Origin of the sequence: Pantoea sp. Taur (assembly GCF_009830025.1) — a bacterium.
GTDB lineage: Bacteria > Pseudomonadota > Gammaproteobacteria > Enterobacterales > Enterobacteriaceae > Pantoea > Pantoea communis.
In genome coordinates this window covers 94,744-112,593 of record NZ_SZZZ01000008.1, presented here as the reverse complement: position 1 = coordinate 112,593, position 17,850 = coordinate 94,744, and the positions used below count along the sequence as shown (strand labels likewise).

Genomic DNA, 17,850 nt, shown 5'->3' with positions numbered 1-17,850 from the left:
CCGCGCCATGGACGGCGCGGCCGATCTGCATGGATGCGTTATTCCTTTGCGATCGGGCGGGCCTTTGATGGGCATGGCACCCAACTCACAGCGATAATCCACAGCACCCAACCCACAACGACTAACCCACAGCACTCAACCTATAGTACCCAACTCATAGCTACCAACCCACAGCACTGCAGCGACAAACTAACTAAACGTAATCGCCCCGCCCTGCTCAATCGCGCGTTGCCAGGCAGCACGTTGCTGCATCGATTCCAGCCAGCGTGCGGTGGCCGGCATCTCTTTCAACGATCCCCGCACTTGCAACGCCAGCAGCGGGAAACTCATCTGCACATCGGCGATGCTAAACCGTGACCCGGCGAAATAACGATGCTGGCTAAGATGCTGCTCAATCACGCCACTGTGCAGTTTTAGCTGCTTGTTCAGCCAGGCCTTCTGAATCCCTTTGCTCAACGCCACGCCTGCCGGACGTAAAATCCACGGCACCGGCTTCTTCCCGAGTTTCCCAAACACCAGCTTCATCACCAGCAATGGCATCAGCGACCCTTCTGCGTAATGCAGCCAGTAACTCGCCTGAATCTGTTCATCCTCATCCGTGATGGCGAACAAATGCTCGCTGTCATATTTCTGCTGCAGATACGCCAGAATCGCCCCTGACTCGGCGATAACCCGATTGCCATCGGTAATCACCGGCGACTTCCCCAACGGGTGAATTTTCTTTAATGACTCTGGCGCCAGCAGCGTCTCCTCGCGCTGATAACGTTTAATTTGATACGGCACCGACAGCTCTTCCAGCAGCCACAACACGCGATGCGAACGGGAATTTTCCAGATGGTGAACGGTAATCATGCGGTTTTCCTTGCCGGTAAAAGTCTCCCGGCAAGTATAGCGGATTAACCTTTGTGCTCGTCTTGCTCAGGATCGAGTAACACCGCCCCCGAACCTTGCTGTGCCAGACGGTCACCGGGATTGCGCAGTGGACAATCGCGCATCGATAAGCAGCCACAGCCAATACACCCGTCCAAATCGTTGCGCAGACGCGTCAGGGTTTCGATACGCTTATCCAGCTCTTCACGCCAGTGCTGCGTCAGCGCATCCCACTCCTGCGTCGACATACGCTTGTTGGCTGGTACATGCATCAAACTGTCGCTGACAGTGGCCAGCGGAATACCGATGCGCTGCGCAATCTTGATAATCGCCACACGGCGCAGCACATCGCGGCTGTAACGCCGTTGATTGCCGCCATTGCGCGAACTGAAAATTAAACCTTTGGTTTCATAAAAGTGCAGCGCGGAAACGGCCACGCCGCTACGTTTCGCCACTTCACCCGGCGTTAACACCGGTTTTGGGTAATTGCGTTCTTTTTTCATTTAGGGCCTTTACCTCAAGTTAACTTGAGGAATTATACTCGCACCCCATCAAAACTTCGAATTTCAAACCCGATAAACCTTTCAGAAGGATGAGGCTATGATGCAACAGGAAATCATTCATTCACTGACACACTGGATCGATGAAAATCTGGATAAGGCCCTGTCGATCGACGAAGTGGCAGCAAAATCCGGCTACTCAAAATGGCACCTGCAGCGTATGTTCCGTACCGTGACGAAACAAACGCTGGGTGGCTATATTCGTGAGCGCCGCCTGACTCTGGCCGCTGAAGCGTTACGCCAGACTCAGCGTCCAGTGTTCGATATCGCGATGCAATACGGTTACGATTCACAGCAAACTTTTTCGCGCGTGTTCCGCCGTCAGTTTTCCCAGACGCCGACCGCCTATCGTCACACCATGCGCCGTCAGGCGATGATTCAGCGTCCGCGTCTGCTGAGTTTCGATTGCAGTGAAAATATGAACAGCTTTGCCCAGCGCACAACCGGCGAGTGCTGCCCGGTTCAGTGACATTCTGCGCGCCCTTCACGGGCGCACCTTCCCGCTTTGCCTCTGCCATCTCTCCCGCTTCGATAAAAATCTTTCTACCATACCAGGTATAAATTTTGTTCAAACTTTCAAATCGGGTGATATAATGTGACCCAAGTCACAGATTTACCCCCGCGTAAGACGGCCAGAAGGGCCTCCCTGACCCTCCTTCTTTGCCGCCAGTGATGTCCAATCAATGTCAGGGATATTACTGATTTGAAGAGGTTTTTGCAGATGGCTACGTTAACCACCAGTTTAATCGTCATGCGTTGGGAGCTGCTCAGCGCCATCATGATGTTCTTTGCCAGCACCATGAAAATTAAACTGCGTCAGAACAGTCACCACGTGATGGCACTGATGTGCGGCGGTATTGGTGTAGGCATGTCATGCTGGTTCGTTACCGGCCTGCTCGGCATTACCCTGAGCATGGAAAATCTGCACAACTTCATGGAAATCTCCAAAAACGCCTTCGTTGAAGTGATGAGCCAGACGCCTGCTGATTGGCCGATGCCTTAATCGCAGCCAATAAAAAACCCCGCTAAGCGGGGTTTTTTATTTTGCTGTGTGATACTCAAATTTTCTTCAGTACAGCTGGAATAGCGACTTCCGGCACCGTCACACCCGGTATCTGCGTACCGCGGCGGTCTTGAATCCACATATCACCCATCATCTGGTTTAATCCACGGTCCAACCCGGTTACCAACCCGGCACCTGGCGTAAACGTCAGCTCGCCAAAGTAAATCCGATCACCATCGATATACCAGTCCACACGCACATAATCAAAATCGCTCGCCAGGGTTTTACTCAGCGCTAATGCGTGCTGTAACTGCGCCATTTGTGGATTCACATCCAGCCCGGTATCGCGAATTTTGTGGTACGCCTCATTGAGGTTGTTCACATAAAAATTCATCGACAGTAACGGGTTACATCGGTTGTAAATCACCTGCAGCACATATTCAAAGCTGCCGTCACGCTTATTGAACATGTGAAACTTATAATCAATCGGCGCGGTTTTGCCATCACCAATGTACTGCTCCACCAGGATACGCGGCTTGATGTAGCGATAGTGAATCTCACGCGCTTCATTGGCAAAGTCGGTCTTCAACCAGCGATGGCAGTCACTGATAATTTTCTGCTTCTTCAGCGCATCCGGCTCTTCCAGCAGAATTTCCACCATATTGGAGCCGTGATTGGGCTTAATTACCGTGTTCTTCCAGCTCGGCAGCGTATGCAGCGAGTGCGGGTCGCTGGTCTCATACACCAGTGGGATCAGGTATTCGCTGCCCACTTTCTCGGCGATGTATTCGCGCACCGAATATTTATCCGACAGGCGGCCATAGATTTGGTAATCGCCAAAAACGAATTTCCGGTACAGCACCTTCTCATTAAACACTTTCGGTTGACGCAAATTGGGCAGTTTGCGGAATTTATGAAAGTAATAGATGCGGTCCTGGTAAGCCCAGGGCATCTTCTTGATGAAGTACTGGACACTTCTTCTGAGTTCATCTTTCAACTTGAGCATATCGGACCTCATTTGTAGGTTTTGTAGTTGAGTGAGGAAACTTGAATCTTCTGAATGACGCCGTTATTGAAGAAGTAATTCATTACGGTGAGGGACAGAAGTTCAGAGATGAAGACGCTCCAGGCGGCACCCATGATGCCGTAGCCCTGGATCAGCCACCACGACAGCGGCAGACTGATCACCATCAGGCAGATGATCTTCTTCAGCAGATAGTTAAATCCGCCCTCTTTCACCATGTAGCGATACGCTACGGTCCCCATTGCCGAAAAGCAGGTTGCTAACGACAGTAACGTAATGAGACTCCCTGACTGTGTGTACTCGTGACCATACAAAGCGATGATGATTTGCTCGCCATACAGCGCGATCACCGCTAACAACAACAATGAAACACCCATGACATAGCCGTTCAGCCGCGCAGTGAGCTTGATGGCGGCTGCTCCGCGCTCCCGGAAGATCTCCGAGAAGCAGGAAGTGATGATGGCAACCGGAATGAATATCCAGGACGCCGAAATGGTATTGGCGGCAGCAAACAGGCCGAGATCGCGAGCGGAGGCTATACCCGCCAGAAACATCTGGGCCGCCTTAACCTGCACGGAAATGAAGATGCTGGAAATTGCCAACGGTAAACCGGCGTACAGCAGATAACGCAGGTAGGTATTGCGCTTCTCCTGCGGTGGCGCCATGTCCTGGTTTTCGCGGTAAAAGTTAGACCGTTTAATGACGTACGGCACCAGCGTGACCAGCACAATCGACAGCGTCAGCCACAAGGGATTGAGGTGCAGCCAGGCAATGGTGAAACTCAGGATAAAGCCCAATAGCAGACCGACCGAGTTAGCCACCGTGTTAAGCCGGGAAGCCAGCCGCGCGTTGTTATAGACGCTGAACGTATCCTGCGTCACAAATACGGAAGAGATAAACGAGGCCAGGGCAAATGCGAGGAAATTTTCCTGCATGTTGTACCACACCCAAATCAACACCGGGATGGAGGTCAGCAGTAATAAGACCAACCGCAAGGTGCGCGCCACCGCCATCAACCGCAGCCCTTTCGGCGCGCTCTTGCTGATGCGTTTGAACAGGATGGTTTCGGTACCGAAAATCGCTACTGTCTGCACCATCGAAAACAACGAGGTTGAAAACGCCATCTGACCGAAGATGGTCGGGCCAAATGACTTAGCCACGTAGGAGGTCACAAATATGACGCCGAACACCGAGACGATCTTCTCAGACATCATCCAGGCGGCATTAGACATTACGCTCAATTTCATCGACTGATCCTTAGTATTACTTACAGCAACTGCCTTTCGGTACAACGTCCTTGAAATGAATTAACAAGCGCTCAGTGGGCCTGACTGAAATTAATAACTTCAAACCAAACTGGTCCGAAAAATGAGACTCCCGTCAGGATACTTTGAATGAATTCAGGAAAATTCCGATTAAACCTGGTGCGAAACTCTGCGGATGTAAACGATTTCAGCCTAAATTCGAAGCAAAGGTTTACTGGCACACCCTGTGATTTTCACAAACAGGTTATGCCGTATTTCCAATGATTGTAGTATTTTTCTGCATTTGGGATGAAATGAATCTATATCAAAAACCCAAAGCCAGGAAGGCGTTCAATGGCATTCAGAATAAAATAAGATTTATCCCATGATGATATTTATTCCAAATAACTTAATTTAAACCTCGCAATTCTAATCGCGCACTTTAATACTGCATTAATACTCTTTTTGCAGTACCAGATATTAATACAGTAATTCTCATCCACTAATTGATAAGAAAGGTAAGAGCATTTATGAGAAAGTCACGATATAGCGAAGAGCAAATCACAAATGCCATTAAAGCTTCTGAAACGGGAGTGAAAGTCAGGGAGATTTGTGAAGAGCTTGGCATTTCCGAGGCCACCTTCTACAGCTGGAAGAAAAAGTTTTCTGGGCTTTCCTCAGAAGAAGGCAGAAAAATCAAAGACTTGGAGGATAAACTACAAAACCTTACCCGTGAGCTGCAGTCACTGAGTTCCGACAAAGAGATGCTGCAAAGCGTGCTGAAAAACTTCTTCACCACAAATGAGAAGCGGCAAGCTGTTAACTTCCTGCAAACCACCTTCGACATTGGAACGCGTCGCAGCTGCCGCTTGCTGGATATTAGCCGCAGTGTTTACCACTATCCTTCAGGCTCCGATAATCGTTAACACCATTAAGACCGTTGTTATTTGACTTAATGCTGAGATTTGTTCTTACCAGAAGAGATGAAGATCATTTAATTCGGCGTTCGTAACATAACAATTCGCACCATTTTTTCCTGATGAATATCATCGCGGATTTGCTTCCTTTTTTGCGGTAAAATTGATTCACATCAGCAAAAGTCTCGCTATTCAAGCCTTTTAGACGCAGCCCAATCTCATTACGGTGAGATTGGTGCTTCGTTTTATTACTTAACTGATATTAATGATCAGGACTGAATACAGATAAATCTGTTAAGCAGTCATGAACAACGGCATGTAATCAGTCGCACACACCCTCTCTTTTTAATTGGACCTATCACATTATGTGACGATCACTGGGAGGCATTTAGTCGGAGCGATAAGTGGATAACCTCACCAGGATTGATCCGGATTAGAAACGTTATCAAGCCTAAACAATAACAGTAAAAAATGGCGACTTATGGGAAATATCCCCCGGTAATTCATCGCTGTGTTTAATCATTTTTTTGTGCGAATTCAGCGGATGTTTCTCAACACCTGAGCGGCATCTTGAGAAAATCGTGGCTCAAAGCGGTGATTTTCAGTGCCAAATCGCAATAAAAATGCAGATAGAACACATTTTTAGCCCCTTCCAGCGCCTGTTCTTTACCCTTCCCGAGGCCTTTCATCCTGTTTTCCCACGGTTGAGTGAACGGAGAAACCTTCAGGATGCAGCCCGGGTTATGACAAAGCGGGGGAAAAACAGGCAGGGTAAAGCGAAGAAAAGTTATATCGCATGAGAGACTGGAGATAAAAACGGCGAAGAGAGACGTAAAACGGAGGGGGCAAATTCCTAAAAACACTAGAGAAAGAGCTGCTGAGCACCCTGCCCAGCAACCAAAAATTCACCTCAGACCGCACTGACTTTCGGCTGCGGTTTAATACGCATCGCATAGATTACGCCAACGATGAGACAGCCAATACCGATGCCAGTGAGCAGCGGCGGCCAGCTCTGTCGCCAGAGGAAGGTCCACAGCAGACCCGCCAGCGTTTCGAACACAATCAGCGGCCCCATGATGACCGTTGGCACACGCTGGCTGGCCGCATTCCAGCATAGCGTGCCTAACCATGAACATATCAGCCCAATCGCCAGCATGATGAGGAGAAAACGCGTGGGCTGTGGGCCAAATGGCAGAGCGAACTCAGGCTGCTGCCAGTAAAGCTGACCGCACACGAATAAATAGAACACCAGCGCCAGCGGTAAGGTCACCAACCCTTGTGCCGTTGCCCAGCTACCGGCTTTATGCTGTGGATGCGCGCGCAGCCAGATGCCATTGCGCAGCGGATACCAGGTCCAGCAGGCGACCGCTAAAATCGCCAGTAACAGCCCTGTCAGGTAGCGCGACCAGTCAAATTCCGGCCCCTGCATTTGCATCTCAGCGGCATTCACGCAGCCCAGGCCAGCAGCAATAATCAGTAGCGCCGGAAAGAGTTTACGCCAGGAAAGTCGCCCTTCAAGATGGCCGTAGCAGAGGTTGGCCGTCACAGTGATGACCACCGGCAAAGTGCCAATTATCATGGTCGAGATAGGCGCACCGGTGCGCTGGATAGCACTGGCGAGGCAGGCGTAATAGAGCAGATTACCGACCAGCGACAATTTCAGCGCTTCCAGCCAATCTTTACGTGCCAGCTGTTTCAGACGGCGGCGATCCAGCCATGCCAGCGGTAATACCACCAGCCCAAAAGCCACGTATCGTCCGGCCGATTGTAAGGTCCCCGGATAGTCAGGTATCAGCAGCGGTCCCACAAAAATGAGCCCCCACATTAATCCTGCGGCAAGTGCAAACACGATTCCTGCAAACATTCTCTTTTCCTTTATCACTTTTCCGTCGCAGTGTGGCGTAACCGGATAATAAAGGCTTGTAGCAGATTGCGGTTAACGTGAGAGGAAAACTTGCTTTTGATAACGCCCTGGTGTGATGCCATAGCGATGGGCAAAAGCGCGCGTGAGGTGTGCCTGATCGGTCAATCCAACGGCGGCCGCCACCGAAGCTGCACTTTCCCCCCTCCCCAAACGTTGCTTGGCATCAAACAGACGAAAGGCCATCAGCATCTGATGTGGCGTGACATGGAAGTGGTGTTTAAAACTGCGGAGAAAATGCCACGGCGACAAAGACGCCAGGGCAGCCAGCTCATCAAGACGAACCGGCTCCGCCAGGTTTTCACGCAAATAGGTTTTTACCGCATCAAAGCGATGGGCGCCCTCTTCGGGTCGGGATTTTCCCTGATGTGCCAGCGGGCGTAATAGCTCCAGCAGTTCCAGCAACAGACTCTCGCGTTCCAGCGCGCTGGTGGCCTGCCACATCTGCGCCAGTCGCTGGGAAAACGGCTGTGCCAGACGGGCGTCTGTACGCAGCGCTTCACTAAACCACCAGTGACGATCGCCGGTCAGGCGATCCATCTCCTGCGGATCAATATAGATCATGCGATAACGCCAGCCCTCATCACAGGCCGATTCCCCGGTGTGCAATTCATCAGGGTTCATCATCACCAGTGAATGCTGCGGTGCCGTATAGTGCGTGCCGCGGTAGCGAAAACGCTGTGCACCCGATTCAATGGTGCCGATACCGAAGGCTTCATGGGTATGCGGCTCAAAAGCGTAACGCGAGATGTGCGCCTGATACAGCTCGATACCCGGCAGTTCAGCAAAATGCTGGAACTGCGCCTGATCGCACTTATCAGGAAAGATTTCCGGAACCACCTTCACGTCACACCTCCTAAAAACAGGTTAATTAGCATGCGCGGCGGCGAGCTGAAATGCAAAACAGATTTGCTTTACCTGCATGCGTAACAATCGCGATACTGTCATCCACTATACAAAGGAGGCAGTGATGGCTAATCGGGTTGTCGTGGTAGTGGATATGCAAAACGGCGTGCTGGCTTCGCCACGTTTCGATCGTGACGGGCGTTGTCAACGCATCAATCAACTGACGGCAGCGGCCGATCAGGTGATTTTTATCCAGCACGTTGGGCCAGGCCTGGAAGTGAATAGCGAAGGCTGGCAGATTGTGCCGGAATTGGAACAGCCTGCCAATGCGATCTACGTTAATAAGACCGCCTGCGACAGCTTCTGGCAAACCGACCTGGCGGCTCAGCTTGATCAGCATGGCATTGAAAGCTTTGTGATTTGCGGCTGCGCGACCGATTACTGCGTGGATACCACCATCAAGGTAGGTGCCAGCCTGGGTTATCACATCACCGTTGCCGCCGATGCGCATACCACCGCCGATCGGACTTACGTTTCCGCACAACAGCAGATTAATCAGCACAATGAAATCTGGGCGGATTTGATTCTGCCGGGCAACCCGGTGTTAGTGCGCGATACTGAGGTGATTTTGCGGGAGTGGCGACCGCATTAGCAGTCACTTTGCCGGGCAGAATTGTCCGGCTTCCATTATGGGCGGCATTCAGCAGCTAGATTTTACGCTTCCATTGATAACGGTTTGATCCTGACAGCTGTTCAATCAGCCCCTCATGCTCCGCACGCTGCAACCATTCAGTCAGCTGAATCTGATGCAGACCGGTTCGCAAGCCCAGATCTTCAATCGTGACCGGATAGGCGGCCAGTGCAGGCAATTGCGCCTGAAAAATCAGGTAAAAATCGGATGGATGCCAGATTCCTTCTGGTTCCTGAGCCACATTAGCATCCGCGATCTTGTCGGGCATCGTGTGCCATGCGCCGCTCAATAGATCATCCTGCTGGTAAGGCTGATGACGGTGAGTCGTCATCCATTGCGCAACATCAATGCCATCGGGGTGAGCAGCGCACCATTGCCCACCCTGTGTGACCAGTTGGGCGTTGCTGGCCTGTACATCGTCGGTCGGCTTAACCCACAACGGTACCCATTTCTTGCGCAGATTCTCTTCCGCACCCGCCAGCGTACCACCCTTGTGACCCGCGTGTACGACCAACGCACTCTTCGCCAGGCAATAAACATATCGATTGCGCGCCATCGCATGACCCACAGTAAAGCCTGCTTCCGGATAGAAAGGCGAAAGCAGCAATAACTTTCCTGCCATTAGCCCCTTACGCCATTTGGCGCTGGTCGCAGCGGTGAGCAGACTATCACTGAGGACACCAATGACGGCTCCGTTATGTTGCAAAGCGCCCAGCATCGCGGCTTCATCAATGCCTCGTGCACCACCCGAAATCAGATTTATATTCGCAGAAGCAATTCTTGCCGCAACCTGACGGCTGAACGTTAAATCCCGCTCGCTGGCATTTCTTGACCCAACCACCGCAAGGCCTGGGTGATTCAACAGAGTGATATCACCACAGCCGAACAGCACCGGCGGCGCGTCAGTACGCAGCTGTTGCTTTAGCAGCCTTGGATATTCAGCGTCAGAACGTGTTAACACCCACAACCCCGCACGCTGCCAGCGTTCAATCGCTAACGCCAGGCTATGTCCACGGCTCAGTAGCGCTTCAATACGCTCGCGCGTGATATGTGAATCAACCCAGGCGGCTAGCATGACATCAGCACCAGAGCCGAGCAGATCGGCGGGCGTTGCAGATTGTTGTTTCAGCCACAGGGCGAATCGTCCCCATTCAGCATTACCTAGCGGCTTCACCTCATCCTCACTCTGGCGCGAGAAGTCGCTGGTTAACAAAAGCGTTGCCTGTGCAACAGGAGATAAATTCATCACTCTTTCACCGTTGAGGTTGCCAGCGCCAGTGGATAGACAATGCCGCTACCCGCTTGCTGAAGCAGGGCTGCAGTCACTGCCATCGTCCAGCCTGAATCGACAATATCGTCTACCAGTAACACGGCAGTGGCTGGCAGATTAGCGCTGGTGGCAAATGCGCCATCCAGATTACGACATTGATGGAAGCGATTATTTTGCAGACGCTGCCGAGGGTTATCTTTCACTTTTTGCAGTGCATCGACAAAGGGTAAGCCGAGTCGCTCTGCCAATCGGCGGGCAAAATCCACTACCAATTGAGGCTGACGCAACGACGGTACGCAGCAAACCCACTGTGGCGCAGGTGCTGGCTGCCAGCGCTGTTCAATCATTTCCACTATGGCAGCAACCAGTTCATCACTGAAATGACCGGCTGCTTTCTCGGCCACTACGCGAGATCCCCATCCGGCATCTCCCCAGCGCGAAAGTACCCGACCTTCCTGCGCGCGCAGAGTGGCGGGTAAATTGCCGCGAAAACCGTATTCTTCAAATGCCTGAGCAGCCACCTGAATTTTGGGCGAAATCACCGTTTCGGCGCGCTGTAGAAAAGTCGCTGCCTGATGAGCCAGTGTCGCATCCACCTGCGGGTCAATCAAAGGTCGACCGAGACAGCATGCACACTTGCCACAGGATACGGGGTCGGCATCATCCAGCGATAATCGCAGAAACGTCATCAGGCAACCGCGCTGTGAGATATAACGCTGCACCTCCTGCCACTCTTGCTCGCGCTGTTGCGTCAGATGCCCAATACGTTCGCGATTCAACTGATAAGCGACCGGCGTTCTCCGCCATTGGGATTTAACCTTAATCACCGGAGCAGGATTCTCAACGCTGAGCAATTTCAGCACTTTTTCAATTTGCCCCTGCCGCAGATTGGTCTGCTGTTCGATATCACGAATCGACAACCCATCACTCTCCTCCAGCACCTGCAAAATATCATATACCTGAGTTTCTGCTGGAAACGCAGACTGCCGGAAGAACTGATGAATATCACGATCTTCACCGCCTGACATTAACACGCCAACCGCATGATCGATGCCACGTCCCGCACGCCCTACCTGTTGGTAGTAAGCAACAATGGAAGCGGAGGCCTGATAGTGCAGCACGAAGCTCAAATCAGGTTTGTCATATCCCATTCCCAGTGCGGTGGTCGCCACCAAAACTTTCAATTGGTTAGTTAGCAGCAAGGTCTCAAGGTGTTGACGATAGTCGTTGCTGCTGTCGAAACCGGCGGCCTCAACGCTGCCATGATAGGCGCGCGCATCAATGTGCTGCGTGCGTAACCAGGCCGCAACCTGCTCGGCATCCCGCACGGTGAGCGTATAGACGATACCGGTTCCCGGAAGAGAGGGAATGACCTGCGCCAGCCAGGCAAGACGAGAGGCCTGATTCGGCAAAATGAGCGTTTGCAGCGCCAGACTTTTACGAATCAGCTCACCGCGCTGAATCACGATGTCGCCCATCTGTTGCTGTATATCTGCAACGACACGATTATTGGCGGTAGCGGTGGTGCCGAGCACTGGCGTATTCGCCGGTAGTTGCCGCAAGATGCTGACAATGCGCCGATAGTCAGGACGGAAATCGTGCCCCCAATCGGAGATACAGTGCGCCTCGTCAATCACCATGAGCGCGATACGGTTGGCAATCGGCTGCAGTACGGTTTCGATGAATTGATCATTGGCGAGACGTTCTGGAGAGATGAGTAAACAATCGACCTGATTGTCCAGCACCCGTTGTGTCACTGAAGACCAGTCACTGCTGTTCGAAGAATTGAGGGTTTCAGCAACAATACCCAGTCGACGAGCCGACTCAATTTGGTTACGCATCAGCGCCAGTAGCGGTGAAACAATGATGGTCGGACCCATACCGCGATCGCGAAAAATTTTGGCGCTGATAAAATAGACGGAGCTTTTACCCCAACCCGTGCGCTGCACCACCAATAATTTCTGTCGATGATTGACCAAAGCATCAATCGCTTCCCACTGCCCACGACGAAACTGAGCCTGCTCATCCGCCAGTGCGGTTTTTAATAACACTTCTGCCTGATACTGTTTCATTATCACTCCTTGATGGGAAATGCGTCCCTTCTTTTGATTGAGAAACCTGAGAGCCAGATACAAAAAAGCCCCGTAAAACGAGGCCTTAGCGAGTAGTTATGCGTGAGCGTTGACTCAGAACGGGATGTCGTCGTCAAAGTCCATTGGCGGTTCGTTGTTCGCCGGGGCGCTCTGCTGCTGCGGACGCTGCTGTGCGCCGCCGCTGAACTGGTTGCCGCCCTGAGGCTGCTGCTGAGGTTGCTGTGGCTGGCCCCAACCGTTGTTATTGCCGCCGCCCTGGCCGCCCATCGGTGCGCCACCTGCGTTCGCGCCCTGCTGACGTCCACCCAGCATCTGCATGGTGCCGCCAACGTTAACAACCACTTCGGTGGTGTATTTTTCCTGACCGCTCTGATCCTGCCATTTACGGGTACGCAGCTGGCCTTCGATGTAAACCTGAGAGCCTTTACGCAGGTATTCACCCGCCACTTCAGCCAGTTTGCCGAACAGCACAACGCGGTGCCATTCAGTGATCTCTTTGTTTTCACCGGTTTGCTTGTCGCGCCAGCTTTCCGACGTGGCCAGCGTAATGTTGGCTACCGCGCCACCATTTGGCATGTAGCGCACTTCCGGATCCTGACCCAGATTCCCGACAAGAATCACTTTGTTTACGCCACGACTGGCCATGTTGCTGTCTCCCGATGAGTTGATGCTAAAAGTCTAAGCCAAAAATTGTATCACGTCACAATGACGGTGCCCACTTCAGAGCAGGCTCGCAATTTTTATTTGGCACACAGAATAGCAAAAACACTGGATATTTATTCAGTTTATTTTTTGTGCCATACTAACGCGTTTCTGCTGGTCATGCTGGCAAGGCATGGCGAGTGTTGTTCAATCCGGGAAAGGTGAATGGATAAGATCGAAGTCCGCGGTGCTCGCACCCATAATTTGAAGAATATCAACCTGATCATCCCTCGCGATAAGCTGATTGTGGTCACCGGTCTGTCGGGTTCCGGTAAGTCTTCGCTGGCGTTTGATACGTTGTATGCCGAAGGTCAGCGTCGCTATGTTGAATCGCTCTCGGCCTATGCGCGCCAGTTTCTTTCATTAATGGAGAAACCGGACGTGGACCATATTGAAGGTCTCTCGCCCGCTATCTCTATTGAGCAGAAATCCACATCGCATAACCCGCGCTCGACGGTCGGCACGATTACTGAAATCCATGACTATCTGCGTCTGCTGTTTGCCCGTGTGGGTGAGCCGCGCTGCCCGGATCACGATGTTCCGCTGGCGGCACAGACCGTGAGCCAGATGGTGGATCAGGTGATGGCGCAGGAAGAAGGCCGTCGTCTGATGCTGCTGGCACCCGTGGTGAAAGATCGCAAAGGCGAGCACACCAAAACGCTGGAAAACCTCGCGGCGCAAGGCTACATCCGCGCCCGTATTGATGGCGAAGTCTGTGATCTCTCCGATCCGCCAAAGCTGGAATTGCAGAAAAAACACACCATCGAAGTCGTGGTGGACCGCTTCCGCGTGCGCGATGACCTGGCAACGCGCTTAGCCGAATCCTTTGAAACCACGTTGGCACTGAGTGGTGGCACCGCCATCGTCGCCGACATGGATGACAGCGATGCCGAAGAGCTGCTGTTCTCGGCTAACTTTGCCTGCCCTATTTGTGGCTACAGCATGAGTGAACTGGAACCGCGCCTGTTCTCGTTCAACAACCCGGCTGGTGCCTGCCCAACGTGTGATGGGCTCGGCGTGCAGCAGTATTTCGATCCCGATCGTGTGGTGCAGAACCCTGAACTGTCACTGGCTGGCGGTGCAATTCGTGGCTGGGATCGCCGCAACTTCTATTACTTCCAGATGTTGCGCTCGCTGGCAGAGCATCTGGATTTCGATGTCGAAGCGCCGTTCAACAGCCTGAGCGACAAAGCGCGTGAAGTGATTCTGTACGGTTCCGGCAAAGAGAGTATCGAATTTAAATACATCAACGATCGGGGCGACACTTCAGTACGTCGTCATCCGTTTGAAGGTGTGCTGCACAACATGGAACGCCGTTATAAAGAGACGGAATCCAATGCGGTGCGTGAAGAGTTGGCGAAATTCATCAGCAACCGCTCCTGCACCAGCTGCGAAGGCACACGCCTGCGCCGTGAAGCACGCCATGTATTTGTTGAGAATACCAACCTGCCGACCATCTCTGAGATGAGTATTGGACATGCCACCGACTTCTTCCGCAATCTGAAACTGAGCGGGCAGCGTGCGCAGATCGCCGAAAAAATCCTGAAAGAGATCGGCGATCGCCTGAGCTTTCTCGTTAATGTCGGTTTGAATTATCTGTCGATGTCGCGTTCCGCAGAAACCCTCTCTGGCGGCGAAGCGCAGCGTATTCGTCTGGCAAGTCAAATCGGTGCGGGTTTGGTGGGCGTGATGTATGTGCTGGATGAGCCCTCAATTGGCCTGCATCAGCGAGATAACGAACGTCTGCTTGGTACGCTGATTCACCTGCGCGATCTCGGCAACACCGTGATTGTGGTCGAGCACGATGAAGATGCGATTCGCGCCGCTGACCACGTGATTGATATCGGTCCTGGCGCGGGTGTGCACGGCGGTCAGGTGGTGGCTGAGGGTGACGTGAATGCCATTATGGCTAACGAAGCCTCGCTGACCGGTCAGTATCTGAGTGGCAAGCGCGAAATCGCCATTCCGCAACAGCGCGTGAAAGGCGATCCGGCAAAAGTGCTGAAACTTACCGGCGCGCGCGGCAACAACCTGAAAGACGTCACGCTGACGATCCCGGTGGGTCTGTTTACCTGTATCACTGGCGTATCCGGTTCCGGTAAATCCACGCTGATTAACGATACGTTGTTCCCGATTGCGCAGCGTCAGCTGAACGGCGCGACCACCACGGAGGTGGCGCCGTATCGCGAGATCGCCGGTCTGGAGCATTTCGATAAAGTCATCGACATCGACCAGAGCCCAATCGGCCGTACGCCGCGCTCGAACCCGGCTACTTACACTGGCATTTTCACTCCGGTGCGTGAGCTGTTTGCGGGTGTGCCGGAAGCGCGTTCACGTGGCTATAATCCGGGGCGCTTCAGCTTTAACGTACGTGGCGGACGCTGCGAAGCCTGCCAGGGCGATGGCGTGATCAAGGTCGAAATGCACTTCCTGCCGGATGTGTATGTGCCGTGCGATCAGTGCAAAGGCAAACGCTATAACCGCGAAACGCTGGAGATTAAATACAAAGGCAAAGGCATTCACGAAGTGCTGGATATGACTATCGAAGAAGCGCGTGAGTTCTTTGATGCTGTCCCTGCGCTGGCGCGTAAACTGCAAACGCTGATCGACGTGGGCTTGTCCTACATTCGCCTCGGTCAGTCTGCAACCACGCTGTCAGGCGGTGAAGCGCAGCGTGTGAAACTGGCACGTGAGCTATCGAAACGCGGTACCGGGCAGACGCTCTATATCCTTGATGAGCCAACCACGGGTCTGCACTTTGCTGATATTCAGCAGTTGCTGGAAGTGCTGCATCAGCTGCGCGATCAGGGCAATACCATTGTGGTGATTGAACACAACCTCGACGTGATCAAAACCGCTGACTGGATTGTCGATCTCGGCCCAGAAGGCGGTAGCGGCGGCGGCGAAATCCTGATTTCAGGCACGCCAGAAACCGTGGCGGAGTGTGAAAAATCCCACACCGCTCGCTTCCTTAAGCCGATGTTGAAGAAGAAATAAAATTGGAGGCCCGCAGTGCGGGCCTTCTTATTTCTTTCAATCCACATACGCCGCACTCTCTAGTTTACTCGCTGAATATTGCAGTCAGTCGGGCCTGATACCTCGCTGTCAGATTCCGCAGCAAAATGCAGAAACAGGCAAGAATCAGACAACTTCAGGCATATACGCATCTCATCCTGCTGACTATCCTTACACAGTTCCTTTTTGGCGTAGCTCGTTACGCCTTTGTCCCTTCAGCTCGCTGAACGGGATCCCGCAAAACACTCACGACACACCCGATTGGAGACACCATGAATATTACGCATGCCTATGCCGCACAGGACGCGAAAACTAAACTCGCCCCGTTCGACTATAAGCCGCGCGAGCTGCGCGCTCATGATGTGCAGATTGAAGTGTTGTACTGTGGCGTTTGCCACTCTGACCTGCATCAGGCGCGCAACGAATGGAAAAACACCATCTTCCCGGTGGTGCCAGGCCATGAGATCGTTGGACGCGTTACCGCCGTTGGCGGCCACACTCACAAATACAAAGTGGGCGATCTGGTCGGTGTCGGCTGTATGGTTGACTCCTGCCGCAGCTGTCCAAGCTGCCAGGAAGGACTGGAGCAGTATTGCGAAAACGGTTTTGTTGGCACCTATAACGGTGAAGATCGCGAAACCGGCGCCATCACCTACGGCGGTTACTCTACCAGCATGGTGGTTGATGAAAGCTTTGTGCTGCGCGTGCCGGAAAACCTTGAGCTGGCAGGCGTTGCCCCGCTGCTGTGTGCCGGTATCACCACCTACTCACCGCTGCGTCACTGGAACGTCGGTCCAGGTAAGAAAGTGGGCATCGTCGGTCTGGGCGGCCTCGGCCATATGGGCGTGAAAATCGCGCATGCGATGGGCGCGCATGTGGTGCTGTTCACCACCTCACCATCGAAGATTGAAGACGGTAAGCGCCTGGGTGCTGATGAAGTGGTGATTTCGAAAGATGCTGATCAAATGGCGCAGCACAACAACAGCTTCGATTTCATCCTCAACACCGTGGCTGCTCAGCACGATCTCAACCCGTTTATTGCCCTGCTGAAACGCGATGGCAACATGACGCTGGTGGGCGCGCCAGAGCACGATCATCCGGCTCCACAGGTCTTTAATCTGATCTTCAAGCGTCGCAGCATCGCCGGTTCACTGATCGGTGGTATCGCTGAGACACAGGAGATGCTGGATTTCTGCGGCAAGCACGGTATCACTTCAGATATCGAGCTGATCGCCATGAACCAGATTAACGAAGCCTACGAACGTATGCTGAAAAGCGACGTGAAATACCGCTTCGTGATTGATATCAACACCCTGCGTGAAGAGTCAGCGGCTTAATTAGCGCGCGTCTTCATCATGGCTGACGCCCGCCGCGCGCGTGGCGTCAGCCTGTTGCCAGGAAGCCTCCACCAGATAATAAATCTGCGAATCCTTTAGGGATCCATCCAGCCACAGCGTACTCCAGTGCGACTTATTTAAATGCTCACTCGGAAACACATCACTGTGCTCTTCGCGCAATAAATCGGCCAGCGCAGGCGAGGTTTTCAACGAGAGCGCCGGACGCCCTTTCACCTCATGCACCATGGCAAACAGTACGCCTTCGCTTTTTACCTGTGTGGCATCCCATTCATTTTTATAGCTCTGCTCCGCACCCGATTTGCTCATGCAGTAGGTGAGGAGATCCGAAATGTTCAT

The 17,850-nt window shown here is 52.7% G+C and carries 16 protein-coding genes; 6 read left to right on the top strand and 10 right to left on the bottom strand.

What is annotated here, in order from left to right:
* Nucleotides 1-189: 189 nt before the first annotated feature.
* Together FD744_RS13040 and soxR are read right to left on the bottom strand one after the other, a co-directional pair.
* Nucleotides 190-852, bottom strand: coding sequence for a glutathione S-transferase family protein (locus FD744_RS13040; RefSeq protein WP_160868424.1), 663 nt, complete (start codon nt 850-852; stop codon nt 190-192).
* A gap of 44 nt (nt 853-896) precedes the next feature.
* Entirely contained in the window at nt 897-1,373 is a 477-nt protein-coding gene (gene soxR, locus FD744_RS13035; RefSeq protein ID WP_034826898.1) for a redox-sensitive transcriptional activator SoxR, read from the bottom strand.
* Nucleotides 1,374-1,470: 97 nt separating this feature from the next.
* Between soxR and soxS the strand changes: the two genes are divergently transcribed.
* Together soxS and FD744_RS13025 are read left to right on the top strand one after the other, a co-directional pair.
* Nucleotides 1,471-1,899: a superoxide response transcriptional regulator SoxS gene (soxS, locus tag FD744_RS13030; protein ID WP_034826899.1), complete on the top strand. Its 429-nt coding sequence runs from the start codon at nt 1,471-1,473 to the stop codon at nt 1,897-1,899.
* Between the two features lie 252 nt (nt 1,900-2,151).
* Nucleotides 2,152-2,433, top strand: coding sequence for a YjcB family protein (locus FD744_RS13025; protein WP_034826901.1), 282 nt, complete (start codon nt 2,152-2,154; stop codon nt 2,431-2,433).
* Between the two features lie 55 nt (nt 2,434-2,488).
* Here the strand turns inward: FD744_RS13025 and FD744_RS13020 are convergent, their stop codons facing one another.
* A complete protein-coding gene (locus tag FD744_RS13020; protein ID WP_034826903.1) occupies nt 2,489-3,439 on the bottom strand; it encodes an ATP-grasp fold amidoligase family protein in 951 nt (316 codons plus the stop codon).
* Nucleotides 3,440-3,447: 8 nt separating this feature from the next.
* Nucleotides 3,448-4,704: a polysaccharide biosynthesis C-terminal domain-containing protein gene (locus tag FD744_RS13015; RefSeq protein ID WP_160868423.1), complete on the bottom strand. Its 1,257-nt coding sequence runs from the start codon at nt 4,702-4,704 to the stop codon at nt 3,448-3,450.
* 527 nt (nt 4,705-5,231) lie between these two features.
* Between FD744_RS13015 and FD744_RS13010 the strand changes: the two genes are divergently transcribed.
* Nucleotides 5,232-5,627, top strand: a complete 396-nt coding sequence (locus tag FD744_RS13010) for a transposase (protein WP_034826907.1) — start codon at nt 5,232-5,234, stop codon at nt 5,625-5,627.
* 901 nt (nt 5,628-6,528) lie between these two features.
* Here FD744_RS13010 and FD744_RS13005 read toward each other — a convergent pair.
* Both FD744_RS13005 and FD744_RS13000 read right to left on the bottom strand, forming a co-directional pair.
* Nucleotides 6,529-7,482, bottom strand: coding sequence for a DMT family transporter (locus tag FD744_RS13005; RefSeq protein ID WP_034826909.1), 954 nt, complete (start codon nt 7,480-7,482; stop codon nt 6,529-6,531).
* A 72-nt stretch (nt 7,483-7,554) separates the two neighbouring features.
* On the bottom strand, nt 7,555-8,385 hold the full coding sequence (locus tag FD744_RS13000; RefSeq protein ID WP_160868422.1) for an AraC family transcriptional regulator: 831 nt from the start codon (nt 8,383-8,385) through the stop codon (nt 7,555-7,557).
* Between the two features lie 124 nt (nt 8,386-8,509).
* Between FD744_RS13000 and FD744_RS12995 the strand changes: the two genes are divergently transcribed.
* Nucleotides 8,510-9,037 (top strand): isochorismatase family protein, encoded by a 528-nt coding sequence (locus FD744_RS12995; RefSeq protein WP_160868421.1) that lies wholly within the window; start codon nt 8,510-8,512, stop codon nt 9,035-9,037.
* A 55-nt stretch (nt 9,038-9,092) separates the two neighbouring features.
* On the opposite strand, the gene FD744_RS12990 is transcribed toward FD744_RS12995, so the two are convergent.
* The 3 genes from FD744_RS12990 to ssb1 all read right to left on the bottom strand — a co-directional run bounded on the left by FD744_RS12990 (nt 9,093) and on the right by ssb1 (nt 13,084).
* Nucleotides 9,093-10,322, bottom strand: a complete 1,230-nt coding sequence (locus FD744_RS12990; protein WP_160868420.1) for a DNA-processing protein DprA — start codon at nt 10,320-10,322, stop codon at nt 9,093-9,095.
* On the bottom strand, nt 10,322-12,418 hold the full coding sequence (locus FD744_RS12985; protein ID WP_160868419.1) for a RecQ family ATP-dependent DNA helicase: 2,097 nt from the start codon (nt 12,416-12,418) through the stop codon (nt 10,322-10,324). Before FD744_RS12985 ends, FD744_RS12990 begins: the two co-directional genes overlap by 1 nt.
* A gap of 114 nt (nt 12,419-12,532) precedes the next feature.
* Nucleotides 12,533-13,084 carry a single-stranded DNA-binding protein SSB1 gene (gene ssb1, locus FD744_RS12980; protein ID WP_034826920.1) on the bottom strand — a complete coding sequence of 184 codons (552 nt, stop codon included), beginning with the start codon at nt 13,082-13,084 and terminating at the stop codon, nt 12,533-12,535.
* A gap of 222 nt (nt 13,085-13,306) precedes the next feature.
* On the opposite strand from ssb1, the gene uvrA reads away from it, so the two are divergent.
* Together uvrA and FD744_RS12970 are read left to right on the top strand one after the other, a co-directional pair.
* Nucleotides 13,307-16,138 carry an excinuclease ABC subunit UvrA gene (gene uvrA, locus FD744_RS12975; protein WP_034826922.1) on the top strand — a complete coding sequence of 944 codons (2,832 nt, stop codon included), beginning with the start codon at nt 13,307-13,309 and terminating at the stop codon, nt 16,136-16,138.
* 290 nt (nt 16,139-16,428) lie between these two features.
* A complete protein-coding gene (locus FD744_RS12970; protein ID WP_034826924.1) occupies nt 16,429-17,493 on the top strand; it encodes an NAD(P)-dependent alcohol dehydrogenase in 1,065 nt (354 codons plus the stop codon).
* Here FD744_RS12970 and FD744_RS12965 read toward each other — a convergent pair whose 3' ends face one another.
* On the bottom strand, nt 17,494-17,850 hold the full coding sequence (locus FD744_RS12965; RefSeq protein ID WP_034826926.1) for an MmcQ/YjbR family DNA-binding protein: 357 nt from the start codon (nt 17,848-17,850) through the stop codon (nt 17,494-17,496). It lies immediately after the preceding gene.